Raw genomic sequence first — 25726 nt, forward strand, 5'->3', positions numbered from 1 at the left:
TACTAGATAGAGGTAAAGTCCCGATGTTCAAAATAACGCCAAACCCTCCAGAAGCAGATCCCAACTCTCCTTACCTGGACGGCCTCAACGCCAAAAAACTCGAAGAAGCCGCTACCCGCGCATTGGACTTTTATCTAAAGCCCAAACCAACAAAACCAAAAGAAACCATCAAGCCCGGCCAGTTATTCACCGTCGTAAAAGACCTCGACAATGAATGCCTGCTGGCCAACCTCAGCGAAACCTTGGCGTCAGCCGATGCGATGGTCAGTGAACTGGCTTTCGATATGGAAGGCTCCAACCGCCATGTGCTGCTTGGGATCCAGCAGTTGATCGAGCTGGGATCGTTGCTGGCGAATCGTGTGTTGGATAACGTCGATCCGCGCTAACCGCCACACCGCAAGCCACTGTGGCGAGGGAGCTTGCTCCCGTTCGGTCTGTACGAGCTGTGTAGGAGCTGCCGAGCGAAGCGAGGCTGCGATCTTTTCACGGCCAATTGAGTCTTAAGCGAAAGGTCAAAAGATCAAAAGATCGCAGGCTTCGCCAGCTCCTATGTATGGACTCGTCCCCACTGTCAACCTGCGTTTGAACACCGATACCCGGTTGCATCTATGTATAAGGCCTGTTCGAGGAAGCATGATCAGCTTCTGGCCAACATTGGGTGAGCTCGCGGTATGCCGATTACAGTGAGGCCTCAAGGGCCGGTAGGAGCTCAGGCATCTATCCGCGACGGTCTGACCTGGGGTCAATGTTCCTTAGCAAGGGTTGAGGCGGCTCAGCGCCCCGGTGGCACAACTCGGTAAATTAATGGTCCATCGCAGCCTCCGGACTAGACGCCGGTTGGCGACGATAGGTTTCTTCGTTTTGAAGCAATACCCAGATGATTCGTAGGTTGCGGTTGGCCAGTCGTACAGCCGCGCCTTTTTGGCCATGACGGTTCAACCAGCGCCGCAGTCGCCGATCATCTGGATGATCCGAATCCGGCCGCACCTGTTTCAACACCGCGTGCGCCCCTTGGATCGTCAAGCTTCGCAGGTAGGCATCACCACGCTTGCACATCTTGCCCAGTCTCACCGTCTGCCCGCTGCTGTGTTGTTCGGGCACTGTGCCGAAATAGGCAGCAAATTGCCGGGCATTTTGGAACCGCTCAGGTTCGGTCTGCTTGGCCAATACGGCGGTGGCGATGATGGGGCCGATGCCGCGTACCGTCATCAGCCGTTTCGCTGTTTCATCTTCACGAGCCGCGACTTCCAGCCGCCCCGTCAGCATACGGATACGTTCGCTCATCTGGCTCCACTCGCCCAGCAACTCGGCGATCAGCTCGCGCAACATGTCCGGTAATGGCTGGGTGGCATCCTCCAGTAGCCGTGGAATATTGCGGCCAAGGGAGGTTTCGCCTTGCGCAATGGCAATACCATGCTCGAGCAGCAAACCGCGCATCTGATTACCCAGGGCGGTACGCCGTCGCACGTAACCCTGCCGGGCCCGATGCAGTGCCTGCATGGCCAACTGTGCCGTACTTTTGACCGGCACGGCTGCAATGCCCTTGTCCCGACCTGCCCGCAATATCGCCAGCACATCATTTCGATCATTCTTCGCGCCGCTGCGATGCTCGGCCACACGCTGCGCTGGCAGAATCCGCACCGCATTGCCCTGTTGCTGCAACTGCCGCGCCCAGGCCTGCGCCCCTGGTCCCGTTTCCATCAACACTGTCAGGCCTGTGGGCAATTGGTGCAGGAACTTCAAAAAGGCTTCACGCGACTTGATTCGTTGTTCGTAAATCACCTGGCCGAGAGCGTCTTCTCCGGCCACCTGGAACACGTTCTTGGCAAGGTCCACCGCCATGGTCGAACAGGCCGATACATCGGCTGGAGACAGACTGGTTTTGGTCGTATGCTTCTTCACGGGCTCGCCCTCGCTGTCGTTGGCTTCTTAAGAATGCCACCGTGGCGCTACAGACGCCTCGGCTTGGGCGAGTCCATCCAATTACAGAGCCCAGTGCCCTCGCCACGTTTTCGCTTGGCTTTAGTTTTTCAGCTTCGCAGGAACGCCCGGTGCAGCTCTTCCAGCGTCTGGAAGTGGTGCGCCGGGTTTTCTGCGTTCAGTTCTTCGAAACTGCCGAACCCATACCCCACCGCCGCCGCGTCGAGGCCGTTGTCGCGGGCGCCGATCAGGTCGTGTTTGCGGTCGCCGATCATCAGGGTGTTGGCCGGGTCGAGGCTTTCTTCGGCCAGGAGGTGGGCGATGAGCTCGACTTTGTTGGTGCGGGTGCCGTCCAGTTCGCTGCCGTAGATCACTTTGAAGTGCCGGGCGAAGTCAAAGTGGCGGGCGATTTCCCGGGCGAAGACCCACGGTTTGGAGGTGGCGATGTACAGCTGGCGCCCTTGGCCGCCCAAGGTTTCTAACAGCGGCATCACGCCGTCGAAGACCTGGTTCTCATAAAGGCCGGTGACCTTGAAGCGTTCACGATAGAAATTCACCGCCTCCCAGGCCTTCGCTTCGTCGAAGTCATAGAACTGCATGAAGGCTTGCAACAGCGGCGGGCCGATGAAGTGTTCGAGGCGGGTGAGGTCGGGTTCGTCGATGCCCAGCTTGCCCAGGGCGAACTGGATCGAACGGGTGATGCCTTCCCGTGGGTCGGTGAGGGTGCCGTCGAGGTCGAAGAGTATGGTTTGGTAGTGCATGGTGGGTCCTGGCAATGGGGTCACGCTGTTGGCTTAAGGCGTTCGGCAAACCCGTGGCGAGGCGCTCGCTGCCGCTGGGCCTGTAGGAGCTGTGTAGGAGCTGTGTAGGAGCTGTGTAGGAGCTGCCGAGCGAAGCGAGGCTGCGATCTTTCGCCCGGCGCTTGAGTCTCAAGCGAAAGATCAAAAGATCAAAAGATCAAAAGATCGCAGGCTTCGCCAGCTCCTACAGGGCAGTCCAGCGGGAGCAGGCTCCCTCGCCATGAGGGTCTTCATCAGCGTTGGTCGTAGCCTTCGGCCAGGTGCAGGTCCTTGAGCTTTACGTAGTTCGCCGCGCTGTAGGTGAAGAACGCCCGCTCCTTGTCGGTCAGCGGGCGGGCCTGTTTCACCGGGCTGCCCACGTAGAGGAAGCCGCTCTCCAGGCGCTTGCCCGGCGGCACGAGGCTGCCGGCGCCGATGATGACGTCGTCTTCGACCACCGCGCCGTCCATGACGATGCTGCCCATGCCGATCAGGATCCGGCTGCCGACGGCGCAGCCATGGAGCATGACTTTGTGGGCGACGGTCACGTCATCGCCAATCAAAAGCGGGAAGCCGTCGGGGTTGAACGGGCCGGCGTGGGTGATGTGCAGCACGCAGCCGTCCTGGATGCTGGTGCGCGCGCCGATGCGGATGCGGTGCATGTCGCCGCGAATGACCGTCAGCGGCCAGACGGAGCTGTCTTCGCCGATTTCGACGTCGCCGATCACCACCGCGGTGCTGTCGACAAAAGCCCCACGGGCAAGCTGCGGGCTGTGGTTCTGGTACGTGCGAAGGGTCACGATAGGCTCTCTCTTATCGGGTGATAGGCGCTGCCAGGCTCTGTACGAAATGTATCCGCACTCACCCATACTGCGTTGAAACGGGGCTCGGAATGCTCATGTACTCCAGTACACTCCGCTTCCTCGCCCCGTTTCGCCTTGTCTGGCCTTCGCGCGAACACATTTCATACAGACCCTAGCTGCGGTGAAGGTCGATTGTAATTAAGATGGGCCCATGTTTCTTCCAGCGAAGGTGTCAACCGTGAGCGTGAACAACCCTCTTTTGCAGCCCTACGACCTGCCGCCATTCTCGGCGATCCGTGCCGAGCACGTGCAACCGGCCATCGAGCAGATCCTGGCTGACAACCGTGCCGCCATCGCCGAAATCCTCAAGACCCAAGTCAAGCAGCCTACCTGGGCCGGCCTGGTGTTGGCGATGGACGAGCTCAACGATCGCCTCGGTGCGGCCTGGAGCCCGGTGAGCCACTTGAACGCCGTGCGCAACAGCCCGGAACTGCGCGAAGCCTATGAGGCGTGCCTGCCGGCGCTGAGTGCCTATTCCACCGAACTGGGCCAGAACCGCGAGCTGTTCCAGGCGTTCGAAGCCCTGGCGAACAGCCCCGAGGCGGCCGGTTTCGATGTGGCGCAGAAAACCATTCTCGAACACTCCCTGCGCGATTTCCGCCTGTCGGGCATCGACCTGCCGCCCGAGCAGCAGAAGCGCTACGCCGAAGTTCAAAGCAAGTTGTCCGAGCTGGGCAGCCGCTTTTCCAATCAATTGCTCGACGCAACCCAGGCCTGGACCAAGCACGTCACCGACGAGGCCGCCCTCGCCGGCCTGACCGATTCGGCCAAGGCGCAAATGGCCGCCGCCGCCCAAGCCAAAGGGTTGGATGGCTGGCTGATCAACCTGGAATTCCCTAGCTACTACGCGGTGATGACCTACGCCGAAGACCGCGCCCTGCGCGAAGAGGTCTACGCGGCCTACTGCACCCGCGCCTCGGACCAGGGCCCGAACGCTGGCCAGAACGACAACGGCCCGGTGATGGAGCAGATCCTCGACCTGCGCCAGGAACTGGCCCACCTGCTGGGCTTCGCCAATTTCGCCGAGTTGAGCCTGGCGACCAAGATGGCCGAATCCAGCGACCAGGTGCTCAGCTTCCTGCGTGACCTGGCCAAGCGCAGCAAACCGTTTGCCGCCCAGGACCTGGAACAGCTGAAGGCGTTCGCCGCCGAACAAGGCTGCCCCGACCTGCAAAGCTGGGACAGCGGTTTCTATGGCGAAAAACTCCGCCAGCAACGTTACAGCGTCGCCCAGGAAGCCCTGCGTGCGTACTTCCCGATCGACAAGGTGCTGAGCGGCCTGTTCACCATCGTGCAACGTCTGTACGGCATCGAAATCGCTGAACTGAAAGGTTTCGACAGCTGGCACCCGGACGTGCGCCTGTTCGAGATCAAGGAAAACGGCCAGCACGTCGGCCGCTTCTTCTTCGACCTCTATGCCCGCGCCAACAAGCGTGGCGGCGCGTGGATGGACGGCGCCCGTGATCGTCGTCGCACCTTCGACGGCGAACTGCAAAGCCCGGTCGCCAACCTGGTGTGCAACTTCACGCCGGCCGACAGCGGCAAGCCAGCGCTGCTGACCCATGACGAAGTCACCACGCTGTTCCACGAATTCGGCCACGGCCTGCACCACCTGCTGACCCGCGTCGAACACGCCGGCGTGTCGGGCATCAACGGTGTGGCCTGGGATGCCGTGGAGCTGCCGAGCCAGTTCATGGAGAACTGGTGCTGGGAGCCTGAAGGCCTGGCGCTGATTTCCGGCCACTACGAAACCGGCGAGCCGCTGCCCCAGGACCTGCTGGAAAAAATGCTCGCGGCGAAGAATTTCCAGTCCGGCCTGATGATGGTTCGCCAGTTGGAGTTCTCGCTGTTCGACTTCGAGCTGCACGCCACCCACGGTGACGGCCGCAGCGTACTGGAAGTGCTCGAAGGCGTGCGCGACGAGGTGTCGGTGATGCGTCCGCCGGCCTACAACCGCTTTCCGAACAGCTTTGCGCACATCTTTGCCGGCGGCTACGCAGCGGGTTACTACAGCTATAAGTGGGCGGAAGTGCTCTCGGCCGATGCATTCTCCAAGTTCGAAGAAGACGGTGTGCTCAACGCCGACACCGGTCGCGCCTTCCGCGAGGCGATCCTGGCACGCGGTGGTTCCCAGGAGCCGATGGTGCTGTTCGTCGACTTCCGTGGCCGCGAGCCGTCGATTGACGCACTCTTGCGCCATAGCGGCCTGAGCGAGGACGCGGCAGCATGAGCGAGGGGCCTGTGATTACCAAACGACGCTTCATCGCCGGGGCGGTCTGCCCGGCGTGCAGTGAGCCGGACAAGTTGATGATGTGGAACGAAGACGGCGTGCCGCACCGCGAATGCGTGGCCTGCGGTTATTCCGACACGCTCAATGAGCAAGGCCTGTCGGTGCCCAAGGAATTGGGCACCCGGGTCAACACCTCGGCGCTCAAGGCGCCGGACGCGAAAGTCCAGGCAGTGCAGTTTTTCCCCAACCCCAAGTTGAAGAAAAAAACCGACTGAAATCTCCGGCATCAGCTTTCGGGTCGCCCGGCCCGAAAGCTATACATATATACCGCAGGCTCCCATCGCTTCCTCTCCAGACTGGCCCGACACGTCCAAACTGAAAGGAAGCATCTACCGTGTCGTCGCTAGAAAACCCATTGCTGCAAGCCTACGATCTACCGCCCTTCGCGGACATCCGGGCCGAACACTTCTCCCCCGCCCTCGACCGAATATTGGCCGAAAGTCGCGACAAGGTCGCTGACATCGTCGCCCGCCAAACCCCTTTTCCAACCTGGGACGACCTGGTCTTGGCGATGGATGAAATCCACACTCGCCTGGAAGGTTTCGGCTATCTGCTCAACCTGCTGAGTGAGACCCGGGACGGCGAACCCTGGAAGCAGGCGTCGCTTGATTGTGGAACCCGATTAAATGATTTTCGCAATGAGCTGCTAAAAAACGCCGAGCTTTATCAGCTCTACGGGCACCTGGCGAATAGCAAAATAGCGAGCCTTTTCGAACCAGCGCGCCAAAGAGTCCTGGAGAAGAACCTGCGGCAGTTTTGCGAAAACCAGTCCTGTTTCGCGGGGACCGGCCAGAACCGGGTAAAGCTGCGCATTGAAAACGCCGAGCAACTTTTCTGGGAACAACTGCAAAGCGCAGACAAGGCTTGGACCCTGCCCATTGTCGATGAGCGCCAGCTCAGCGGTTTGCCGGCGGCCTTCAAACAGCGCATGGCCCACCAGGCAGACAAGGTCGGGCAAACGGGGTGGTTGCTGACCCTTGATGATGAATCACATCGCATCGTGACCCTCTACGCCGACCATCGCGCGCTGCGCCAGCAAATCCACGAGGCCTACTGCACGCGCGCTTCCGATCAAGGACCGCAGGCCGGCCAGTTCGACAATGGGATGGTCCTCAAGCAACTGCTGGACGACCGCCACGAATACGCCAACTTGATGGGGTATTCGGATTTCGCTCGGATGACCGTCGCGTCGGAACAGGCCCAGACCCCCGAAGAGGTGATGACATTCCTGTCTGCGCAACTCCAATCGCAGCAGAGCACGTTCAATCGGGATGCCGAACAGCTGAAAGCCTTCGCCAGGGAACAAGGCCTCAGCGAGCCCGAACCCTGGGATTACCCGTACTTCGCGGAAAAACTTCGCCACCAGGCGGCAGGCACTTCACAGCAAGTGCTCAGTGCCTGGTTTCCATTGGAGGCTGTCTTTCCCAAGCTGCTGGCAATCGCGACGGATCTGTTCGCAGTGGATTTCATCGAACGCAAGGATGTGCCGACGTGGGATCCCGACGTCCGCCTGTTTGAGGTCTCGGAGGAAGGGACGTGCATCGGTTATATCTATTTTGACCCCTATGTGGCCGATGGCCGGGACGGTTACGCCCAGACCACGACCATTCGCGACCGCCAGGTAACCGTCGAAGGTCAACTCCGACGCCCCATCGCCGTGCTGCATGGCTGGTTGCCAAGGGGGACAGCCGCGAACCCGACGCTGCTCGACCATTTGCAGCTGCGCATTCTTTTCCATGAGCTAGGTCATTGCTTGCATCAGGTCCTGAGCCAAGCCGACTATCGGGACATCTCGTCGATCAATCGACTCTCCCGCGATTCGGCCGAATTCGCCGGATGTCTGTTTGAACGGTGGTGCTTCTCCAAGGAATGCCTTGTCCGCGTATCGACACATCACCAAACCGGAGCACCGTTGCCTGATGAGATGGCGGATCAACTGATAGCGCTCGTCACGACCCAGGCCAGTTGGGAAACCGCGAACAACTTGCGAAATGCGCTGTTTGATTTCGAGTTGCACCGTACTCACGGTGATGGACGCAGCATCGAGCAGGTATTCAAGCAGGTCAGTGAACAGATAAGCCATTTGCCAGTGATTGCCAACTCGCGCCTGGCCAATGGGCTCGACTACCTTGTGACAGGTTATGAGGCAAGAATGTATGCCTATCCGTGGTGCACAGCCCTGGCCGAGCGGGTGTTCCAAAGGTTCAAGCGCGACGGGGTTTTCAACGCGACGACCGGCAAGGCGCTTCGACAACACGTCCTCGGGCCGGGCGATTCAGGGTCGTTGCACGAGCCCATCGAAGCCTTCCTGCAGGCGACCGATCATCGTGGCGAAAGCGCCTGAGGATCGAGGTGTTGCGTCGTGGTGGTTGAGTTGACCCAGCTTTCCAGCGAACAAAGCGCAAAGACGCTCGTACTGCAATCGCCGTTCGCCAACGCCACGCGGAGTTTGTCGACATCGGCCTGCATCATGTAGCGCACGCCGTCCTTGAAGTGATGGCTGTCGCCGAAGCCACCTTCGGTCATTTCGTTCAGGGCGTCTTCTTTACTCCAGCCTTGCACAACCACCCGGTACATGGCGGCCACCAGGCCGGTGCGGTCCGAGCCGTGCTTGCAGTGCATCAGCACCGGGCCCTTGGCCTCGGCCGCCTGGATGGCACGCAAGGCCCTGAGAATATCGCTGTCATCGACGTGATTGGTGCGGTAGGGCAACTGCACTTGCTGGATGGCGGGCGTGGACAGCCAGCGCTTATCCGACTCCGGCAGGAAGGTGATGACCGTGCCGATCCTGAGCTTGCCCAGCAACGGCAGAGCCCCGCCGTCCGGCAGCGAGCTGCGGTAGAGCGTCGGTGACATCTGATACAGGTTGTAGTCCTTTTCCACTGGCTGGGCCCATTCAGCGGGCCGTGCCTCGGTGGAATCGGCCGCTTGGGCGGACGCCTCGGCCAGCCCGACGAACAAGGCCAGGCAGAGGAGTGAACGGAAACAGAGCTTGAGCATGCACGGGCGACCGAAGACGAAGGAGTACGAGTTGCTCAGTGTCGGCTCGTTCCGGTTAAAAGCCTGTGAGCGGAACGTCAAAGGCTTGTGAAGGTTCGTCAGGTTATTGGCTGCCGAATGGCACTGGCCTTAATCGAATGCAGCGAATACTGTATGCGCATACAGCTATCGGAGTATCCCCATGTCCGCCACCCTTCCACCGCGCGGGCGCGGCACCGCGACCAACCCGCACAACCGCTTCGCCCCGAGCCGCTCGGTGGCCGAGGACGACGGCTGGTACCAGGAAGTCCCGCCGACCCAGGGCACCGAAGTGCGCATCGAAACGGCCAAGACCATCATCACCCGCAACACCTCCACGGACATCCCGTTCGACCGCTCGATCAACCCCTACCGAGGCTGCGAACACGGTTGCATCTATTGTTATGCGCGGCCCAGCCATGCCTATTGGGACATGTCGCCGGGGCTGGATTTCGAAACCAAGTTGATCGCCAAGACCAATGCCGCCGATGTGCTGGAAGAACAGTTGTCCCGGCGCGGCTATCAATGCGCGCCGATCGCGCTGGGTTCCAACACCGATCCTTATCAACCTATCGAGCGCGAGCAGCGCATCACCCGCCGGATCCTGGAGGTGCTGCTGCGCTATCGACACCCCGTCACGATCGTCACCAAGGGCTCGCTGATCCTGCGCGACCTGGACCTGTTGACCGAACTGGCGCAACAACGCCTGGTGCACGTGATGATCAGCCTGACCACGCTGGACGATGAGCTCAAGCGCATCCTCGAACCCCGCGCGGCGGCACCGAAGGCGCGGTTGCGGGCCATAAAAGTGATGCGCGAGGCGGGCATCACGGTGGGCGTGCTGTGCGCGCCGATGATCCCGATGATCAATGACAGCGAAATCGAAAACCTGCTGGCCGAAGCCCATGCCGCCGGGGCGCAGAATGCCGCCTACGTCATGTTGCGACTGCCCTTGGAGGTGGCGCCGCTGTTCGAAGAATGGTTACAGGCGCACTACCCGCAACGGGCCGCCCATGTGTTGAGCCTGGTGCGCCAGAGCCGCGGTGGCGAACTTTATGACAGCCGGTTTGGCGTGCGGATGCGCGGCGAAGGCCCTTTTGCGGACTTGCTGGCCCAGCGCTTCGCCAAGGCGCTTAAACGTTTGGGGATGGAGCGACGCGACGGTTACGACCTCGATTGCGAAGCCTTCTGTCCGCCGGGGCGGCAGATGTCGTTGATTTAAATACAATTCGCTTTAAATTGAGCTTGAACATTGCGAGGCGCAAACGTCCATGGCGCTTTGTTTACGCCTCGTAGGACGCGTCCTAGAGCCTTCGATTTCAGTTTGAGTTAAGTTTCGGCCGCTACCTTGTTCATCGAGTGACTGACGGGTCGAGCACTTCGACCTGGATGTTTTTTAACCAGCCACTGGCGTCTCAAAGAGGATGAATCATGAGTGACAAGGATAAACAGCCGTTGGCTGCGTCGGCTTCAGCCCAACCCGAGGCGGAAACCGCCGATGCAGCGCTGCAGCACATTGTTGACGGCTTTTTGCATTTCCATCACGAGATCTTTCCCCAGCAGGAAGAACTCTTCAAGAAACTCGCCACCGCCCAGAAACCCCGGGCGATGTTCATCACCTGCGCCGATTCGCGCATCGTGCCCGAGTTGATCACCCATAGCTCTCCTGGCGACCTGTTCGTGACCCGTAACGTCGGCAACGTCGTTCCGCCTTACGGCCAGATGAATGGCGGCGTTTCCACCGCCATCGAATACGCCGTGCTGGCCCTCGGCGTGCAGCACATCATCGTCTGCGGCCATTCCGATTGCGGCGCCATGCGTGCCGTGCTCAACCCCGATACCCTGGAAAAAATGCCGACGGTCAAGGCCTGGCTGCGCCACGCCGAAGTCGCCAAGACCATGGTCCATGACAACTGCCCGTGCGGTGATGAAAAGCAGACCATGCCCATCCTCACCGAAGAAAACGTGATCGCGCAGTTGCATCACCTGCGAACGCACCCGTCGGTGGCTTCGCGCATGGCCAGCGGCCAGTTGTTCATCCATGGCTGGGTGTACAACATCGAGACCAGCGAGATCAAAGCCTTTGACGCGGACCGGGGCTGTTTCCTGCCGCTCGATGGCAGCCATCCGATACCGGTGGCGACGCCCAAAGCGCGCTTCTAACCACTCCTGGGGTTCGTAGGGAAAGTCGCCGAGCGGCGATCAGGCAAGGCGAAAGCAGGCGAGGAAGCGGAGTTTACGGGTTGTAAATGAGCATTCCGAGCCTGTTTTCAACGCAGCATGATCGTCGCGCAGGCACTTTACCTACGAAGCCCAACATCCTTGCATGGTTCCAAGCCTCCGCTTTTTGAGCGGTAGGGCCTCGCCATGCCTGAAGAAACTTCGGGAGAGTCGCCATGCGTGCTGCTCAATTAAAAGCTGTTCTGCCACGGGAGCTCCTGGCTTCGGTGGTGGTGTTCCTGGTGGCGCTGCCCTTGTGCATGGGCATCGCCATTGCGTCGGGCCTGCCACCGGCCAAAGGCCTGATCACCGGAATCGTCGGTGGTCTGGTGGTGGGTTTCCTGGCCGGTTCGAAGCTGCAAGTCAGCGGTCCGGCCGCCGGGTTGGCGGTGTTGGTCTTCGAACTGGTGCGCCAGCATGGCGTGGCGATGCTCGGGCCGATCCTGTTGCTGGCCGGTCTGCTGCAATTGCTGGCGGGGCGTTTTCGCCTCGGCTGCTGGTTCCGGGTCACCGCGCCCGCCGTGGTGTACGGGATGCTGGCCGGTATCGGTGTGCTGATCATCTTGTCCCAGGTCCATGTAATGCTCGACGCGGCACCCAAGCCTTCGGGCCTGGATAACCTCGCCGCGTTCCCTGCGGCAGTTGCCCAGGCTTTGCCGTCCTTTGGCTGGCAGGCCGGCTTGCTCGGTTTGTCGACGATCGCGGTGATGTGGCTGTGGGAAAAGTTTCGCCCTCACTCGCTGCGCTTCATCCCCGGGGCCCTGCTTGGCGTAGGCCTGGCAACGGTAGCCAGCCTGGTGCTGGCATTGCAGGTCAAGCGCGTGGACGTTCCAGAAAACATGGCCGAAGCCATCGACTGGCTGCGTCCGGCGGATTTGCTGAACTTGGCCGATCCCACGTTGCTCATCGCTGCGTTCGCGGTGGCCTTCATCGCCAGCGCCGAGACCCTGCTGTCGGCGGCCGCCGTGGATCGCATGCACAGTGGCGAACGGGCCGACTTCGACCGGGAACTGTCGGCCCAAGGCATCGGTAACATGCTCTGCGGCTTGCTCGGCGCGCTGCCAATGACCGGGGTGATCGTGCGCAGTTCGGCCAACGTCCAGGCCGGTGCGACCACACGGATGTCGACGATTTTCCACGGCCTGTGGCTGCTGCTGTTCGTGCTGTTGCTGTCCAGCGTGCTGCAAAGCATTCCGGTGGCGAGCCTGGCCGGTGTGCTGGTCTACACCGGTTTCAAACTGGTGGATCTCAAGGCATTCCGCAGCCTGGGCCGTTATGGGCGGATGCCGATGTTCACCTACGCCGCGACGGCATTGGGGATCATCTTCACCGACCTGTTGACCGGCGTGCTGATCGGCTTCGGCCTGACCCTGGTGAAACTGGCCTGGAAAGCCTCGCGCCTGAAGATCAGCCTGATCGACTTGCCGCAGGAAGGCGAAATGGAACTGCGATTGGTGGGGGCGGCAACGTTCCTCAAGGTGCCGGCGCTGACCCAGGTGCTGGGCACCATTCCCGAGGGCGCGACGGTGCATGTGCCGCTCAATAACCTGAGCTACATCGACCACTCGTGCCTGGAATTACTCGAAGAATGGGGCCGGGCGAATGCCAGCAAGGGTTCGAAATTGCTGATTGAATCCCGCGGGCTCAAGCGTCGGTTGGAAGGACGGTTGCGCACGACGGTGGGGGTTGGTGCAACGACCGGTTAACCACGCCCCTGTGGGAGCGAGCTTGCTCGCGATGGCGGTGGATCAGTCGACTGCGAGGTGGCTGACCCAATGCCATCGCGAGCAAGCTCGCTCCCACAGGGGGTTTTGTTTTTTCCTGAGGGATCAAGCCGCCGGCTGATCCAGCTCCAGGCCCACGCCCAAGCGGCGGGACATGCACGGCCAGCGCTTCCAGGCCGCGCCGGTCTCCGGGCTGCTGAGTTTCTCGCGATAGGCTTCCACCGACTCCAATGCAAAGGTTTCGTCGTTGAGCATCTCATCGAACGTGTGATGCACCACTTCGTCGAGCTGGTTGGCAAATGCCTCGCCGATCAACTGGTGGGCGATCAGGTTGGCGACCGTCATGTCCAAGGGGATCAGTGGCTGGCCGAAATGCTTGATGTAGAGGTCGTTCACCTCTTCGACAAACCGGTGCGCCAGGTAGGCTTCGTCCAGCAGGCTATTGAGCCCGACATGCCCGGCCATGATCGTCGGAGGCTGGAGAAAATATTGCTCGGCAATTTTCAGTACGGGTTTGATCTGCGACTCGATACCCGCCTCCTTGGCGACGTCATTGGCCGCATCCAGCAGGTCAGGCACTTCGTTGATGTAGGCAGCGACAAACCGCGCCAGGACGTCATTGGCGTTCGCATCCGGCAACTGGATGGCAGGGTGCAGCGTGGGTAACTGGTCCGCCAACTGACGGCTCAACAGGCCGGTCTCGGCCTCGTGTTGTTGGGCTTTTTGGATCTGCTCGCGCAATGCGGCGGTGTTCATGACAACTCCAGGAAACAACAGGCAATGAAATAGGAATGACATAACTTAGCTGGCGTAAAAAAACTCCTAAGACCTATTTTTCATAACCGCCCCTTCCTTGATTCATCGCTGTTATATCGGTTTGCCATCACTCAGGTTGCATCCTTCTCCATTCGTGGGCTCTAGCGCAAGCCCCGGCTGTTTCAAACGATTTACGCCATCGCGTTGCGAGGTTGCAGGTGCTGTCTATACTCGGGTTGGAATGGAGTTAGCTGATGACACCCGATTGCATGTGCAGCAAGGCGCGGCGAGTCAATTAAGCAGTCTGAAAAGCCGATCCCTTGCCGCAGGCTTTACGCCTACGGGATAACAAGAACGATAAGGGGAACCCGCAATGACGCGACATCCACACGTATGGATGGGCCTCCTGTTGTGGTCGATTTTCAGCCAGGCGCAAGCGGCCTGGACTGTGAATATGGCGCCTGGAGCCACACAGATCAGCAACGCAGTCTTCGACCTGCACATGACCATCTTCTGGATCTGTGTGGTCATCGGCATCATCGTCTTCGGCGCCATGTTCTGGTCGATGATGATGCACCGCCGCTCAACCGGCCAGAACGCCGCGCACTTCCACGAAAACACCCGCGTCGAAATCCTCTGGACCATCGTGCCCTTCCTGATCCTCGTGCTGATGGCGATTCCGGCCACCGCCACGCTGATCAAGATGTACGACTCCAGCGAATCGGACATTGATATCCAGGTCACCGGCTACCAGTGGAAGTGGCATTACAAGTACCTGGGCCAGGACGTCGAGTTCTTCAGCAACCTGGCGACCCCCGCCGAACAGATCCATAACCAGAGCGCCAAGGGCGAGCACTACCTGCTGGAGGTCGACAAGCCGCTGGTGCTGCCGGTCGATGCCAAGGTGCGCTTTCTGGTGACCTCCGCCGACGTGATCCACTCCTGGTGGGTGCCGGCCTTCGCGGTCAAGCGCGACGCCATTCCTGGTTTCGTCAACGAAGCCTGGACCCGCGTCGACAAGCCCGGCATCTATCGCGGCCAATGCGCCGAACTGTGCGGCAAGGACCATGGCTTCATGCCGATCGTGGTGGAGGTCAAGAGCAAGCCCGACTACGAGAAATGGCTGGGCGAACGCAAGGCCGAAGCCGCGCAGCTCAAGGAGCTGACCACCAAGGAATGGACCCTGGACGAACTCAAGGAACGTGGCGACAAGATCTATCACACCACCTGCGTGGCCTGTCACCAGGCCGAAGGCCAGGGCCTGCCGCCGATGTTCCCGGCGCTCAAGGGCTCGAAGATCGCCACCGGGCCCAAGGCTGATCACCTGAGCATTGTCTTCCACGGCAAGCCCGGCACCGCCATGGCAGCGTTCGGCAAACAGCTGTCGGAAGTCGACATCGCCGCGGTCGTGACCTATGAACGCAACGCCTGGGGCAACAACAAGGGCGACATGGTTACGCCTAAAGAAGTGCTGGAACTCAAACAGGCGCAAAGCCAATGAGCCGGCCTGACGCTTGTTCCCGCAACCGGTCGGGGCTCAGCGCCCCGGGCCGTCCAGCCCACTCGTTCGAAGGAGACAGGACATGAGTGCTGTGATCGATGACCACGGTCATGCCGGCGCCGACCACGCCCACGGCCCCGCCAAGGGACTGATGCGCTGGGTACTGACCACCAACCACAAGGACATCGGCACGCTGTACCTGTGGTTTGCCTTCTCCATGTTCCTGCTCGGCGGCTCGTTCGCCATGGTGATCCGCGCCGAGCTGTTCCAGCCCGGCCTGCAGATCGTCCAGCCGGAATTCTTCAACCAGATGACCACCATGCACGGCCTGGTGATGGTCTTTGGCGCAGTGATGCCGGCGTTCGTCGGCCTCGCCAACTGGATGATCCCGCTGATGATCGGCGCGCCGGACATGGCCCTGCCGCGCATGAACAACTTCAGCTTCTGGCTGTTGCCGGCGGCGTTCCTGCTGCTGGTCTCGACGCTGTTCACCCCGGGCGGCGGGCCGAACTTCGGCTGGACCTTCTATGCACCGCTGTCCACCACCTATGCGCCGGAAAGCGTGACGTTCTTCATCTTCGCCATCCACTTGATGGGCATCAGCTCGATCATGGGCGCGATCAACGTGATCGCCACCATCCTCAACCTGCGTGCCCCCGGCATGACGCTGATGAAAATGCCGCTGTTCGTCTGGACCTGGCTGATCACCGCGTTCCTGCTGATCGCAGTGATGCCGGTGCTGGCCGGCTGCGTGACGATGATGCTGATGGACATCCACTTCGGCACCAGTTTCTTCAGTGCCGCCGGCGGTGGTGACCCGGTGCTGTTCCAGCACGTGTTCTGGTTCTTCGGCCACCCCGAGGTGTACATCATGATCCTGCCGGCCTTCGGTGCCGTCAGCTCGATCATCCCGGCGTTCTCGCGCAAGCCGTTGTTCGGCTACACCTCGATGGTCTACGCCACCGCCGCCATTGCGTTCCTGTCGTTCATCGTCTGGGCACACCACATGTTCGTGGTCGGCATCCCGCTGGTGGGCGAGCTGTTCTTCATGTACGCGACCCTGCTGATCGCCGTGCCCACCGGGGTGAAGGTGTTCAACTGGGCCAGCACCATGTGGCAGGGCTCGCTGACCTTCGAGACGCCGATGCTGTTTGCCGTGGCGTTCGTGATCCTGTTTTCCATCGGCGGTTTCTCCGGGCTGATGCTGGCCATCGCCCCGGCGGACTTCCAGTACCAGGACACCTATTTCGTGGTCGCGCACTTCCACTACGTGCTGGTGCCCGGCGCGATCTTCGGGATCTTCGCCTCGGCCTACTACTGGCTGCCGAAATGGACCGGCCACATGTACGACGAAACCCTCGGCAAGCTGCACTTCTGGCTCTCGTTCATCGGCATGAACATGGCGTTCTTCCCGATGCACTTCGTCGGCCTGGCGGGCATGCCCCGGCGGATTCCCGACTACAACCTGCAGTTCGCCGACTTCAACATGGTCTCGTCCATCGGCGCGTTCATGTTCGGCACCACGCAGATCTTCTTCCTGTTCATCGTGATCAAGACCATCCGTGGCGGCCCCGCAGCGCCGGCCAAGCCGTGGGATGGCGCCGAAGGGCTGGAGTGGAGCGTGCCGTCGCCGGCGCCGTATCACACCTTCACCACGCCGCCGGAAGTGAAATAGATGACACCGGGGCCTTGTGTGGGAGCGAACTTGCTCGCGATGGCGGTGTGTCTGACACACCGAGTCGCTGCAATCGCGAGCAAGCTCGCTCCCACAGGGTTCTCGGTAGAGGCTCAAAACCATGGCTGATTCGATTTCGATGAAGAAACTGGTCACCCGCCTGCTGCTGGTGGTGGTGGCCATGTTCATCTTCGGGTTTGCCCTGGTGCCGATCTACGACGTGATGTGCAAGGCGTTCGGCATCAACGGCAAGACCGCCGGGCAGTACGAAGGCGAGCAGGTCGTCGATGAGTCGCGGCAGGTACGCGTGCAGTTCCTGTCGACCAACGCGGTGGACATGGTCTGGGATTTCTACCCCAAGGGCGACCAATTGGTGGTCAAGCCAGGGGCGGTCAACGAGATGGTGTTCGTCGCCCACAACCCCACCGACCGGCCGATGAGTGCCCAGGCGGTGCCGAGTATCTCGCCGAGCACCGCGGCGGCGTATTTCCACAAGACCGAATGTTTTTGTTTTACCCAGCAAGTGCTGCAACCCGGCGAACGCATCGAAATGCCCATGCGCTTCATCGTCGACCGGGACATGCCCAAGGAAGTGAAGCACCTGACGCTGTCCTACACGCTGTTCGATATCACTGCTCGTCATCCTCCGGTGGCTGTAAACACTGACCGATAGCGTGCCCGATAAGGAGAACAATAAATGGCAACTCATGAGCACTATTACGTCCCGGCCCAGAGCAAATGGCCGATCATCGCCACGGTCGGGATGTTCGTCACGGTGTATGGCCTGGCGACCTGGTTCAACGACCTGAAGGCGGCGCGCCCCGAATCCCACGGGCCGCTGATCTTCTTCGTCGGCGGCCTGCTGGTGGCCTACATGCTGTTCGGCTGGTTCGGCGCGGTGGTCAAGGAAAGTCGCGCCGGCTTGTACAGCGCGCAGCTCGACCGCTCGTTCCGCTGGGGCATGAGCTGGTTCATCTTTTCCGAGGTGATGTTCTTCATCGCGTTTTTTGGCGCGCTGTTCTACGTGCGCATGGTGTCGGTTCCGGCCCTGGCGGGCGAAGGTTCCAAGGGGCTGGCCCACATGCTCTGGCCCAGCTTCGAATACGCCTGGCCCCTGCTGAACAACCCGGACCCGAAACTCTTCCCGGCGCCCAAGGATGTGATCAGCCCCTGGGGCTTGCCGCTGCTCAATACCGTGCTGCTGGTCAGTTCCAGCGTCACCGTCACCATCGCCCACCACGCGCTGAAAAAAGGCCATCGCGGCGCGCTCAAGCTATGGCTGGCGATCACCGTGCTGCTGGGCTGCGCCTTCCTGGGCTTCCAGGCCGAGGAATACATCCACGCCTATAAAGAGCTGGGCCTGACCTTGGGTTCCGGCGTCTACGGCGCGACCTTCTTCATGCTCACCGGCTTCCACGGCGCCCACGTCACCATCGGCACGATCATCTTGTTCGTGATGCTGATGCGCATCATGCGCGGGCATTTCGACAACGAGCATCAGTTCGGCTTCGAGGCCGCGAGCTGGTACTGGCACTTCGTCGATGTGGTGTGGATCGGCCTGTTCATCTTCGTCTACGTGCTCTGAGGCCGCTTTTACCAAGGCGCATGGGAGACCAACTGGCCGCTGAAAAAACCCCAGGCGATCAAGCCGACGGTGACAGCGGCCAGGGAGACACGAATCGCCAGGGCAATGACCAAGCGATTGGAATTGCTTTCGTCCTTGACCAGAAAAAACAAGCCGCTGAACAGGCTGACAATCGTGGCGATCAGCATCAGGACGATGGCTGCTTTGAGCATTGAGGACACTCCGGGGGGACGCGATGCACGTGAGTATAGCTATCCCGTTGAACAGCTTTCGGGCGACGCCATGAAAGGCTTCCGGCCGGGCATCGTGCCGTCGTTGGTGGTGGCCGTGCTGGTGCCGGTGATGGTGTGCCTGGGGTTCTGGCAATTGAGCCGCGGCGAGCAGAAGCGGGTGCTCATGGACACCTACGCCGAGCGCCGCGTGGCGCCGCCGATGGACAGCGCCGAGCTGGCGCAGACCACCGACCCCGCGTTTCGACCGGTCACGCTGCACGGCCAGTTCGACGCCGAGCACAGCATCCTGCTGGATAACCGCCAGCACGACGGCAAGGTCGGCGTCGAGTTGCTGCAACCGTTCCTCGACCAGGCCAGCGGGCTGTGGCTGCTGGTCAATCGCGGCTGGCTGCCCTGGCCCGACCGTCGTACCCCGCCCGTCTTCAACACACCGCAAAACGCCGTGAGCCTGCAGGCCTGGGTCTATGTCGCACCGGGTGCGACGTTCCAGCTCCACGCGGACCCGGCTGGCGCACCGTGGCCGCGGCTGGTCACCGCCGTCGAGCCGGACAAGCTCTGGACCGAATTGGGGCGCGGCGGTTTCGCCCACGAATTGAGGCAACAAAGCGGCCCCGGCGCCTACCGGACTGACTGGCCGGTGGTTTCCATGGGTCCGGAAAAACACCTCGGCTACGCCGTGCAGTGGTTCGCCATGGCGGCGGCGCTGTTTGGCCTTTTCCTTTATCTCGGATGGCACAACGCAGGGAGACACCATGGGGAACACCATGAATCCAACCAACACGTCTGAGGCGCCTGTGGCGCACAACCGCCGCAAGGGACGCCTGCAACTGTTGCTGATCGTGCTCGGCGTGATCGGCCCGATGATCCTCGCCACCGGCATGTACAAATTCCAGTTCTGGGTACCCGACAGCCGCAGCTACCACGGCGAGCTGATCGGCAACGGCCAGACCCGCGCCGAGATCGGTGTGCAGGCCGATGAGCAGCGCTGGCAGATCCTGGTGACGGCGCCGCAGGAATGTTCGGTGGATTGCCGGCAACTGGTCTATCTGGCCCGGCAGGTGCAGATCGGCCTGGGCCGTGAAGCCGGTCGCGCCAGCCATGCCCTGGCCATCGCGCAACCGTTGGACAGCGAGTACGACGCGCAGTTGAAACGCGAGTATCCCCAGTTGCAACGCTACCCGCTGGACCTGCCGGCCTATCAGAAAGGCGCCCAGGGCTCCGGCGGCGCGCAGCTGTGGATCATCGACCCGCACAGCAACCTGGTGCTGCGCTACGACGCCCGGGTCAAGGGCAAGGACCTGCTCAACGACCTGCGCCACCTGCTGAAACTGTCGAACATCGGCTGAGGGCACCGACATGGCCAAACCAGGATTTCGCCTCGCGCTGTTCGCCACGTTGTTGGCACTGATCGTCGTTCTGCTGGGCGCCTACACACGGCTGACCCACGCCGGCCTGGGTTGCCCCGACTGGCCCGGTTGCTACGGTTTCATCAGCGTGCCCAAGGGCGAAGCCCAACTGGCCCATGCCGAGCTGCATTTTCCCGACACGCCGGTGGAAGCGCATAAAGGCTGGAACGAAATGATCCACCGGTATTTTGCCGGGACCCTGGGATTGTTGATCACCACCCTCGCCGCCCGGGCCTGGATGAACCGCCGTCACCCCGGCCTGCCATTGAAACTGCCGTTGTTCCTGCTGGCCGTGGTGTTCGCCCAGGCGGCATTCGGCATGTGGACCGTGACCCTCAAGCTCTGGCCGCAAGTGGTCACCGGACATCTGCTCGGCGGCTTCGCAACGTTGAGCCTGCTGTTTTTGCTGACGCTGAGATTGTCCGGCGTATTGCCCGCGCTGACCGTGCCCAAGCGCCTGCAGCATTGGGCCACGGCCGGGTTGCTGTTGGTGATCGGCCAGATCGCCCTGGGCGGTTGGGTCAGCTCCAATTACGCCGCCGTGGCCTGCATCGATTTCCCCACCTGCCATGGCCAATGGATGCCGCCCGCCGATTTCGCCAATGGCTTCCACCTGACCCAACACATCGGCCCGAACTACCTGGGCGGGCAACTGGACAGCGACGCCCGCACCGCCATTCACCTGACTCACCGCATCGGCGCGCTGCTGGTGACCGTCGTGCTGCTGGGGCTCGCCTGGCAGTTGAAAACGGTGGGCATGACCCGACTGGCGGGGCTGGTGCTCGTCGCACTGGGAACGCAAATTACCCTGGGTATCAGCAACGTCGTGTTCCACTTGCCGCTGCCGGTGGCGGTGGCCCACAACGCCGGGGGCGCCGCACTGCTGCTGACCCTGGTGCTGGTCAATTATCACGCCCGCACCAGCCTGGTCCGGGTCAAGCATCAGGTCCCGCTGCGCTGGCGCTTCAATCCGCATAAACACGGCGTCGGGCCCATCACGATAAAAGGAGAGATGCCATGGCAACCTTGACCGGTGAACGCCACAGCCAGGCGATCTGGCGCGACTACCTGGAGCTGACCAAGCCGAAAGTGGTGGTGCTGATGCTGATCACCTCGTTGGTCGGCATGTTCCTCGCCACCCGCGCCGGAGTACCGTGGACGGTCCTGGTGTTCGGCAACCTGGGTATCGCCTTGTGCGCTGGCGGCGCGGCGGCGGTCAACCACGTGGTGGACCGGCGCATCGACGCGGTCATGGCCCGCACCCACAAGCGGCCATTGGCCGAGGGCCGGGTCTCGCCGGCCGCCGCGCTGACCTTCGCCCTGGCGCTGGCCGTCGCTGGCCAAGCCATGCTGCTGGTCTTTACCAACCCGCTGACCGCCTGGCTGACCCTCGCCTCGCTGCTCGGTTACGCCGTGATCTATACCGGCTTCCTCAAACGGGCGACGCCGCAGAACATCGTCATCGGCGGCCTCGCCGGTGCTGCGCCGCCACTGCTGGGCTGGGTCGCGGCCACCGGCCATGTCAGCGCCGAACCGTTGCTGCTGGTATTGATCATCTTCGCCTGGACCCCACCCCACTTCTGGGCCCTGGCGATTCATCGCAAGGAGGAATACGCCAAGGCCGACATCCCGATGCTGCCGGTGACCCACGGCGAGCACTACACCAAGATCCATATCCTGCTGTACACCTTGGTGCTGCTGGCGGTGAGCCTGATGCCGTTCGTGATCCAGATGAGTGGCTTGATCTACCTGGTCTGCGCGCTGGTACTGGGTGCACGGTTCCTGCAATGGGCCGTGGTGTTGTACCGTGGCAGCCGGCCGCACGCGGCGATCAACACGTTCAAGTACTCTATCTGGTACCTGTTCCTGCTGTTCATCGCCCTGCTCGTAGACCATTACTTACTGTTGAGCCTATGACTCGAACCCAGAAAACCGTCTTCATCCTCGCGGCCGTGATCGCACTGATCCTCGGCCTGACCATCAACAAGGTGCTGTCCAGCAAAGGCCAGGGTGACCCGACGGCGTTGATCGACGCCGGCATCATCCTGCTGCCCCAGAGCCGTAACCTGCCGGACGTGAAAATGACCGACCAGGACGGCCAGCCCGTGGCGATGGACGGGTTGAAAGACAAGTGGAGCCTGCTGTTCTTCGGCTACACCTTCTGCCCGGACATCTGCCCGACCACCCTCGCCCAACTGCGCCAGATCAAGAGCGAACTGCCGCCCGAGGCGGTGGCCAAGTTGCAGATCGTGCTGGTAAGCGTCGACCCGAACCGCGACACGCCCAAGCAACTCAAGCAATACCTGGGCTACTTCGATCCGCAATTCAAAGGCCTGACCGCCGCCTCGGTGGAAGACCTGCAGAAACTCGCCAACGCGGTGAGCATTCCCTTCATTCCGGCGGACACCAGCAAGCCCAACTACACGGTTGATCACAGCGGCAACCTCGCCGTGATTGGACCGGACGGCACCCAGCGTGGGTTTATTCGCGCGCCGTTGAATAACCAGAAGCTGGTGGCGCAGTTGCCGGAGATGCTTAAGCGGAAATAACGGCGTAGCAAGGAGACTCGCTCCACCTGTAGGAGCCGTGTAGGAAGCTGTGTAGGAGCTGTGTAGGAGCTATGTAGGAGCTGCCGAGTGCAACGAGGCTGCGATCTTGTCCCAGACAATTGAGTCATGAGTGAAAAGATCAAAATCAAAAGATCGCAGCCTCGCTCCACTCGGCAGCTCCTACCGAACCCGTTTTTTTCAGCGTGAAAACGAGGACAGACCAAAAATCGTGGTCTGTCCCCGTTTCGCACCTGTAGGAGCTGTGTAGGAAGCTGTGTAGGAGCTGCCGAGTGCAACGAGGCTGCGATCTTGTCCCAGACAATTAAGTCATGAGCGAACGACCAAAATCAAAAGATCGCAGCCTCGCTCCACTCGGCAGCTCCTACCGAACCCGTTTTTTTCAGCGTGAAAACGAGGACAGACCAAAAATCGTGGTCTGTCCCCGTTTCGCACCTGTAGGAGCTGTGTAGGAAGCTGTGTAGGAGCTGCCGAGTGCAACGAGGCTGCGATCTTGTCCCAGACAATTAAGTCATGAGCGAACGACCAAAATCAAAAGATCGCAGCCTCGCTCCACTCGGCAGCTCCTACCGAACCCGTTTTTTTCAGCGAGAAAATGGCGACAGCCCACGATTATGAGACGGTCAGATTACAGGTGAACGCAATATCGTGGTCTGTCCCAGTTTCGCAATGGTAGTTACTCCGCGGTCGCCTCTTCTTTCAAATTCAGGCGGAAAGTGTCGCGAGCGGCTTTGCCCACGTAGGTGGTAAGCGCGTAGTTCGCCGTTCCGCCAACGATGACTCCAATGCCGAACGGAATCACTTTTGCTGCGGCTTTCTGAGTGAACGAGATGCCGATCTTGGCAAACAATTCCTTGATGATCTGAAGCGTCGGTCCCTTCAAATATTGACGCACCATACGCACACCGGCCTTGCTGGCGATTTTGGTTGCAGTGGCAGAGCCCATCTGCTCCAGGGAGCCGTATAGCGCAATGATGTACGACATGTGCTTGGCATCTTCATTGGACATCTTGCCGTTGATGGCGACCGCCAGGCACATGGTCATATCGATCTGCAGCTTCATGCATACCGAAATATCCGCCACTCCTCCTCCAATAGCGCTCACCACAGTGCCGATACCCGGAACGACACCCGGAAGAGCAGTGGCTGCGCCAGACGTCGCGGCCAGTTTTGAATAGCGGCTGATGATCTTGTCGACAACGGCGTCTTGAATTTTTTCATCCGTGGCGGACGGCACCGAGCTGCGTGCCTGACTCTCATACTGGGCGACCAGCTCACGGGCGTCCTGCGGGCTAATGGCGATGGCTTCTACCATCTTCATCAATGAGGAGCTGCCTTCTTCTTTTTCCGTGGTCATGCCGGATTCCTTTCGAGTGATATTGATCAGCGGTTTTCGAGCCTGAGCGCTAACGCGGAGGGTGGCACAATTGATATCAAAATAACACTACACCCTTGGCTATGTGGAAGTCGTCAGGATCGAAACAGCTCACTCAGTCGAAGGAACAGATATTTTGCGACCCAAGCGGATGAGCTCATTGGAGAAACACAGGCCAACGATGATCAATGCCGCCCCCGCATACAGGCTATCGCGCGGCACTTCATTGAGCGCCACAAACGCCAACAGCGCGGCGAACAGGGGTTCGGTCAGCTCCAGCGCCTGCACTTGGGATGGCTTGAGGTACTCGATAGCCTTGGTGGTGCAGAAGAAGCCCAGGATGGTTGGCAGCGCGGCCAGCGCCAGCAGTGCGATGATCGCCAGCGGCGTCAGCTCGCCGATCGCGAAACCATCGGCCGCCGCCGGCATCAGCAGGTAAAGGCTGCCGAAGAACAACAATTGTCGGGTGAAATGCAGCCCCCCCGACACCCCCATGCGTACTCATGAGGACTTTGCTGAGCACACCGATCGTTGCGTTCAGTGCCGCAGCGGAGAGTGCAAACATGACGCCTTTGCTGAAAGTGGATTGCATTGAGGACGATCCCTGTCGGTGATTTTTCGGTCGTTAACATGCCACCCCGCCTCGACGGCGCACAGGCCGATTTCAAGCACGAGGGTTTTGCAATTCCAACTTGATGAATCCTCAGCGGGCCCTATCCTGCGCCAGGCAATACGAGTTGACGAACGTTGCGGTGTGCTGCAATGCCTGGCGTATATCCGGCTTGGCGATTCCATGCCTGTTGGCAAACTGCTCGAGCGCCGCTGTATCAAAACGAGTGGTCTGGATAAAGTCCAAGGCTTCGGGCTTGCTGTTCAAAAAGCGCGCGACGGGAGGAATCTTCAGTAGCCACTTCAGCAATCGCAGCGAAATGTGATGCTTGGGCGACTTTATGCCAAGGGGTTTTGCGACCTCTGCGAGGAGTTCTCGCAAGTTGGGCCCCTGGTCATCAAGCGCCAGCAGTTCCTGACCCACCACGGCCGGATCAAACGCACAAGCCGCTACCAGTTCAACCAGGTAATCCACGGTAACCAGGGGTAGCCAGTGCTCGGCGGTCCCGGGCACTGCGGTCAACTTTCCCTGTGCCAGGTTGCGTATCAGCGCCACCAGCGGCTGACCCTCAACGATATGCCCCGTGCGGCTGTGGCCGCACACCGTCGCGGGGTGGACGACGGTGATCTCCCCGCCCAAGGTGGACATGACCTCCAGGGTCGCAAAATGCGCCTCCAGCTTGCTCCCCTCGTATCCACCGACATGCCGGTAGACGTCAGGCCAATTCGTCAGCTCCGGAGAACGAGGATCAATCCCGATGCGTCGCAGATGCTCATGATTTTTCAGCATGTAGCCGCCGATCATCACCAACCGGCTTTTTTGCCCGGCCGCCAACAACGCCACGCGCTTGGCCCCTTCCACGTTCACCGCACGGGATTGCTCCACCGAAAGCCCCCAAGCGAAGTGGGCGCCCAGGTGGAATATGACGCGGGCGTGCCCCAGCACTTCTCGGTCAGCAAGACTCAGCCCGAGGTTGTCCCGTTCCAGATCGCCCGCCACGGCAAATACCCGAGTCCCGCTTCCTCCCAAATTGTCGACTTGCTCGCGCAGTGCAGCCAGTCGCTCCGGGCGACGCATCAACACCCGAACGGTGTGTCCCTTTGCACTCAGGTACGCCACCAGATGTTGGCCGATGAAGCCGGTACCCCCCGTGACAAAGCACTCCACGCTCATTTCCCTGCTCCTGGTTAAGGTGAAAAATCGA

Annotated in this window: 24 protein-coding genes and 1 pseudogene; 16 read left to right on the top strand and 9 right to left on the bottom strand. The window is 60.8% G+C overall.

Annotated elements, in window-relative coordinates; genetic code table 11:
* The first annotated feature begins 23 nt into the window (after nt 1–23).
* A complete protein-coding gene (locus M8Q45_RS24320; RefSeq protein ID WP_249876711.1) occupies nt 24–386 on the top strand; it encodes a DUF6124 family protein in 363 nt (120 codons plus the stop codon).
* 415 nt (nt 387–801) lie between these two features.
* On the opposite strand, the gene M8Q45_RS24325 is transcribed toward M8Q45_RS24320, so the two are convergent.
* From M8Q45_RS24325 to M8Q45_RS24335, 3 genes are all read right to left on the bottom strand, one after another.
* Nucleotides 802–1842, bottom strand: coding sequence for an IS110 family RNA-guided transposase (locus M8Q45_RS24325; protein ID WP_249877257.1), 1041 nt, complete (start codon nt 1840–1842; stop codon nt 802–804).
* A 188-nt stretch (nt 1843–2030) separates the two neighbouring features.
* Nucleotides 2031–2681, bottom strand: a complete 651-nt coding sequence (locus M8Q45_RS24330) for an HAD family hydrolase (RefSeq protein WP_249876712.1) — start codon at nt 2679–2681, stop codon at nt 2031–2033.
* 272 nt (nt 2682–2953) lie between these two features.
* Complete coding sequence (locus M8Q45_RS24335) at nt 2954–3499, bottom strand: gamma carbonic anhydrase family protein (RefSeq protein ID WP_249876713.1); 546 nt, start codon at nt 3497–3499, stop codon at nt 2954–2956.
* A gap of 214 nt (nt 3500–3713) precedes the next feature.
* Between M8Q45_RS24335 and prlC the strand changes: the two genes are divergently transcribed.
* From prlC to M8Q45_RS24350, 3 genes are all read left to right on the top strand, one after another.
* Nucleotides 3714–5792 (top strand): oligopeptidase A, encoded by a 2079-nt coding sequence (gene prlC / locus M8Q45_RS24340; RefSeq protein ID WP_187293309.1) that lies wholly within the window; start codon nt 3714–3716, stop codon nt 5790–5792.
* Complete coding sequence (locus M8Q45_RS24345; protein WP_018600854.1) at nt 5789–6067, top strand: YheV family putative zinc ribbon protein; 279 nt, start codon at nt 5789–5791, stop codon at nt 6065–6067. The genes prlC and M8Q45_RS24345 overlap by 4 nt, the downstream gene beginning before the upstream one ends.
* Before the next feature lie 296 nt (nt 6068–6363).
* Nucleotides 6364–8196, top strand: a complete 1833-nt coding sequence (locus tag M8Q45_RS24350; RefSeq protein WP_249877387.1) for a M3 family metallopeptidase — start codon at nt 6364–6366, stop codon at nt 8194–8196.
* On the opposite strand, the gene M8Q45_RS24355 is transcribed toward M8Q45_RS24350, so the two are convergent.
* Nucleotides 8175–8852, bottom strand: coding sequence for a phosphatase domain-containing protein (locus tag M8Q45_RS24355; protein WP_249876714.1), 678 nt, complete (start codon nt 8850–8852; stop codon nt 8175–8177). The genes M8Q45_RS24350 and M8Q45_RS24355 overlap by 22 nt on opposite strands.
* A gap of 181 nt (nt 8853–9033) precedes the next feature.
* On the opposite strand from M8Q45_RS24355, the gene M8Q45_RS24360 reads away from it, so the two are divergent.
* The 3 genes from M8Q45_RS24360 to M8Q45_RS24370 all read left to right on the top strand — a co-directional run bounded on the left by M8Q45_RS24360 (nt 9034) and on the right by M8Q45_RS24370 (nt 12796).
* On the top strand, nt 9034–10092 hold the full coding sequence (locus M8Q45_RS24360) for a PA0069 family radical SAM protein (protein ID WP_249876715.1): 1059 nt from the start codon (nt 9034–9036) through the stop codon (nt 10090–10092).
* A gap of 209 nt (nt 10093–10301) precedes the next feature.
* Nucleotides 10302–11033 (top strand): carbonic anhydrase, encoded by a 732-nt coding sequence (locus M8Q45_RS24365; RefSeq protein WP_249876716.1) that lies wholly within the window; start codon nt 10302–10304, stop codon nt 11031–11033.
* 233 nt (nt 11034–11266) lie between these two features.
* On the top strand, nt 11267–12796 hold the full coding sequence (locus M8Q45_RS24370; protein WP_249876717.1) for a SulP family inorganic anion transporter: 1530 nt from the start codon (nt 11267–11269) through the stop codon (nt 12794–12796).
* 123 nt (nt 12797–12919) lie between these two features.
* Here the strand turns inward: M8Q45_RS24370 and M8Q45_RS24375 are convergent, their stop codons facing one another.
* Nucleotides 12920–13570 carry a hypothetical protein gene (locus M8Q45_RS24375; protein WP_249876718.1) on the bottom strand — a complete coding sequence of 217 codons (651 nt, stop codon included), beginning with the start codon at nt 13568–13570 and terminating at the stop codon, nt 12920–12922.
* A 373-nt stretch (nt 13571–13943) separates the two neighbouring features.
* Between M8Q45_RS24375 and coxB the strand changes: the two genes are divergently transcribed.
* From coxB to M8Q45_RS24395, 4 genes are all read left to right on the top strand, one after another.
* Complete coding sequence (coxB, locus tag M8Q45_RS24380; RefSeq protein ID WP_249876719.1) at nt 13944–15071, top strand: cytochrome c oxidase subunit II; 1128 nt, start codon at nt 13944–13946, stop codon at nt 15069–15071.
* 82 nt (nt 15072–15153) lie between these two features.
* Nucleotides 15154–16746: a cytochrome c oxidase subunit I gene (gene ctaD / locus M8Q45_RS24385; protein ID WP_030139148.1), complete on the top strand. Its 1593-nt coding sequence runs from the start codon at nt 15154–15156 to the stop codon at nt 16744–16746.
* Nucleotides 16747–16867: 121 nt separating this feature from the next.
* A complete protein-coding gene (locus M8Q45_RS24390) occupies nt 16868–17419 on the top strand; it encodes a cytochrome c oxidase assembly protein (protein ID WP_249876720.1) in 552 nt (183 codons plus the stop codon).
* A 24-nt stretch (nt 17420–17443) separates the two neighbouring features.
* A complete protein-coding gene (locus tag M8Q45_RS24395) occupies nt 17444–18331 on the top strand; it encodes a cytochrome c oxidase subunit 3 (protein ID WP_249876721.1) in 888 nt (295 codons plus the stop codon).
* 8 nt (nt 18332–18339) lie between these two features.
* Here the strand turns inward: M8Q45_RS24395 and M8Q45_RS24400 are convergent, their stop codons facing one another.
* On the bottom strand, nt 18340–18543 hold the full coding sequence (locus tag M8Q45_RS24400) for a twin transmembrane helix small protein (protein ID WP_249876722.1): 204 nt from the start codon (nt 18541–18543) through the stop codon (nt 18340–18342).
* A 70-nt stretch (nt 18544–18613) separates the two neighbouring features.
* On the opposite strand from M8Q45_RS24400, the gene M8Q45_RS24405 reads away from it, so the two are divergent.
* Genes M8Q45_RS24405 through M8Q45_RS24425 form a run of 5 tightly spaced genes read left to right on the top strand, consistent with a single transcriptional unit; the run spans nt 18614 to nt 22519 of the window.
* Nucleotides 18614–19351, top strand: a complete 738-nt coding sequence (locus M8Q45_RS24405; RefSeq protein ID WP_249876723.1) for an SURF1 family protein — start codon at nt 18614–18616, stop codon at nt 19349–19351.
* Complete coding sequence (locus M8Q45_RS24410) at nt 19317–19910, top strand: PA_0111/PP_0108 family redox-active disulfide protein (protein WP_249876724.1); 594 nt, start codon at nt 19317–19319, stop codon at nt 19908–19910. The genes M8Q45_RS24405 and M8Q45_RS24410 overlap by 35 nt, the downstream gene beginning before the upstream one ends.
* A 10-nt stretch (nt 19911–19920) precedes the next feature.
* Nucleotides 19921–21000 (top strand): COX15/CtaA family protein, encoded by a 1080-nt coding sequence (locus M8Q45_RS24415; protein ID WP_249876725.1) that lies wholly within the window; start codon nt 19921–19923, stop codon nt 20998–21000.
* Entirely contained in the window at nt 20988–21887 is a 900-nt protein-coding gene (gene cyoE, locus M8Q45_RS24420) for a heme o synthase (RefSeq protein ID WP_030139141.1), read from the top strand. The genes M8Q45_RS24415 and cyoE overlap by 13 nt, the downstream gene beginning before the upstream one ends.
* Entirely contained in the window at nt 21884–22519 is a 636-nt protein-coding gene (locus tag M8Q45_RS24425) for an SCO family protein (protein WP_198796087.1), read from the top strand. Before cyoE ends, M8Q45_RS24425 begins: the two co-directional genes overlap by 4 nt.
* Nucleotides 22520–23213: 694 nt before the next feature.
* Here the strand turns inward: M8Q45_RS24425 and M8Q45_RS24430 are convergent.
* From M8Q45_RS24430 to M8Q45_RS24440, 3 genes and pseudogenes are all read right to left on the bottom strand, one after another.
* Nucleotides 23214–23894, bottom strand: a complete 681-nt coding sequence (locus M8Q45_RS24430) for an EcsC family protein (RefSeq protein WP_249876726.1) — start codon at nt 23892–23894, stop codon at nt 23214–23216.
* A gap of 129 nt (nt 23895–24023) precedes the next feature.
* Nucleotides 24024–24410 (bottom strand): annotated as a pseudogene (locus M8Q45_RS24435) (EamA family transporter); the annotation flags it as partial.
* A gap of 205 nt (nt 24411–24615) precedes the next feature.
* Nucleotides 24616–25695, bottom strand: a complete 1080-nt coding sequence (locus tag M8Q45_RS24440) for an SDR family oxidoreductase (protein ID WP_249876727.1) — start codon at nt 25693–25695, stop codon at nt 24616–24618.
* Nucleotides 25696–25726 lie beyond the last annotated feature (31 nt).

This window comes from Pseudomonas sp. T1.Ur (genome assembly GCF_023516725.1).
Classification (GTDB): Bacteria; Pseudomonadota; Gammaproteobacteria; order Pseudomonadales; family Pseudomonadaceae; genus Aquipseudomonas; species Aquipseudomonas alvandae.

Coding starts and splice junctions, on each gene's coding strand:
- M8Q45_RS24320 (WP_249876711.1), top strand. CDS start 24: ATGTTCAAAATAACGCCAAACCCTCCAGAAGCAGATCCCAACTCTCCT.
- M8Q45_RS24325 (WP_249877257.1), bottom strand. CDS start 1,842: ATGGCGGTGGACCTTGCCAAGAACGTGTTCCAGGTGGCCGGAGAAGAC.
- M8Q45_RS24330 (WP_249876712.1), bottom strand. CDS start 2,681: ATGCACTACCAAACCATACTCTTCGACCTCGACGGCACCCTCACCGAC.
- prlC (WP_187293309.1), top strand. CDS start 3,714: ATGTTTCTTCCAGCGAAGGTGTCAACCGTGAGCGTGAACAACCCTCTT.
- M8Q45_RS24345 (WP_018600854.1), top strand. CDS start 5,789: ATGAGCGAGGGGCCTGTGATTACCAAACGACGCTTCATCGCCGGGGCG.
- M8Q45_RS24350 (WP_249877387.1), top strand. CDS start 6,364: ATGGATGAAATCCACACTCGCCTGGAAGGTTTCGGCTATCTGCTCAAC.
- M8Q45_RS24355 (WP_249876714.1), bottom strand. CDS start 8,852: ATGCTCAAGCTCTGTTTCCGTTCACTCCTCTGCCTGGCCTTGTTCGTC.
- M8Q45_RS24360 (WP_249876715.1), top strand. CDS start 9,034: ATGTCCGCCACCCTTCCACCGCGCGGGCGCGGCACCGCGACCAACCCG.
- M8Q45_RS24365 (WP_249876716.1), top strand. CDS start 10,302: ATGAGTGACAAGGATAAACAGCCGTTGGCTGCGTCGGCTTCAGCCCAA.
- M8Q45_RS24370 (WP_249876717.1), top strand. CDS start 11,267: ATGCGTGCTGCTCAATTAAAAGCTGTTCTGCCACGGGAGCTCCTGGCT.
- M8Q45_RS24375 (WP_249876718.1), bottom strand. CDS start 13,570: ATGAACACCGCCGCATTGCGCGAGCAGATCCAAAAAGCCCAACAACAC.
- coxB (WP_249876719.1), top strand. CDS start 13,944: ATGACGCGACATCCACACGTATGGATGGGCCTCCTGTTGTGGTCGATT.
- ctaD (WP_030139148.1), top strand. CDS start 15,154: ATGAGTGCTGTGATCGATGACCACGGTCATGCCGGCGCCGACCACGCC.
- M8Q45_RS24390 (WP_249876720.1), top strand. CDS start 16,868: ATGGCTGATTCGATTTCGATGAAGAAACTGGTCACCCGCCTGCTGCTG.
- M8Q45_RS24395 (WP_249876721.1), top strand. CDS start 17,444: ATGGCAACTCATGAGCACTATTACGTCCCGGCCCAGAGCAAATGGCCG.
- M8Q45_RS24400 (WP_249876722.1), bottom strand. CDS start 18,543: ATGCTCAAAGCAGCCATCGTCCTGATGCTGATCGCCACGATTGTCAGC.
- M8Q45_RS24405 (WP_249876723.1), top strand. CDS start 18,614: ATGAAAGGCTTCCGGCCGGGCATCGTGCCGTCGTTGGTGGTGGCCGTG.
- M8Q45_RS24410 (WP_249876724.1), top strand. CDS start 19,317: ATGGGGAACACCATGAATCCAACCAACACGTCTGAGGCGCCTGTGGCG.
- M8Q45_RS24415 (WP_249876725.1), top strand. CDS start 19,921: ATGGCCAAACCAGGATTTCGCCTCGCGCTGTTCGCCACGTTGTTGGCA.
- cyoE (WP_030139141.1), top strand. CDS start 20,988: ATGGCAACCTTGACCGGTGAACGCCACAGCCAGGCGATCTGGCGCGAC.
- M8Q45_RS24425 (WP_198796087.1), top strand. CDS start 21,884: ATGACTCGAACCCAGAAAACCGTCTTCATCCTCGCGGCCGTGATCGCA.
- M8Q45_RS24430 (WP_249876726.1), bottom strand. CDS start 23,894: ATGACCACGGAAAAAGAAGAAGGCAGCTCCTCATTGATGAAGATGGTA.
- M8Q45_RS24440 (WP_249876727.1), bottom strand. CDS start 25,695: ATGAGCGTGGAGTGCTTTGTCACGGGGGGTACCGGCTTCATCGGCCAA.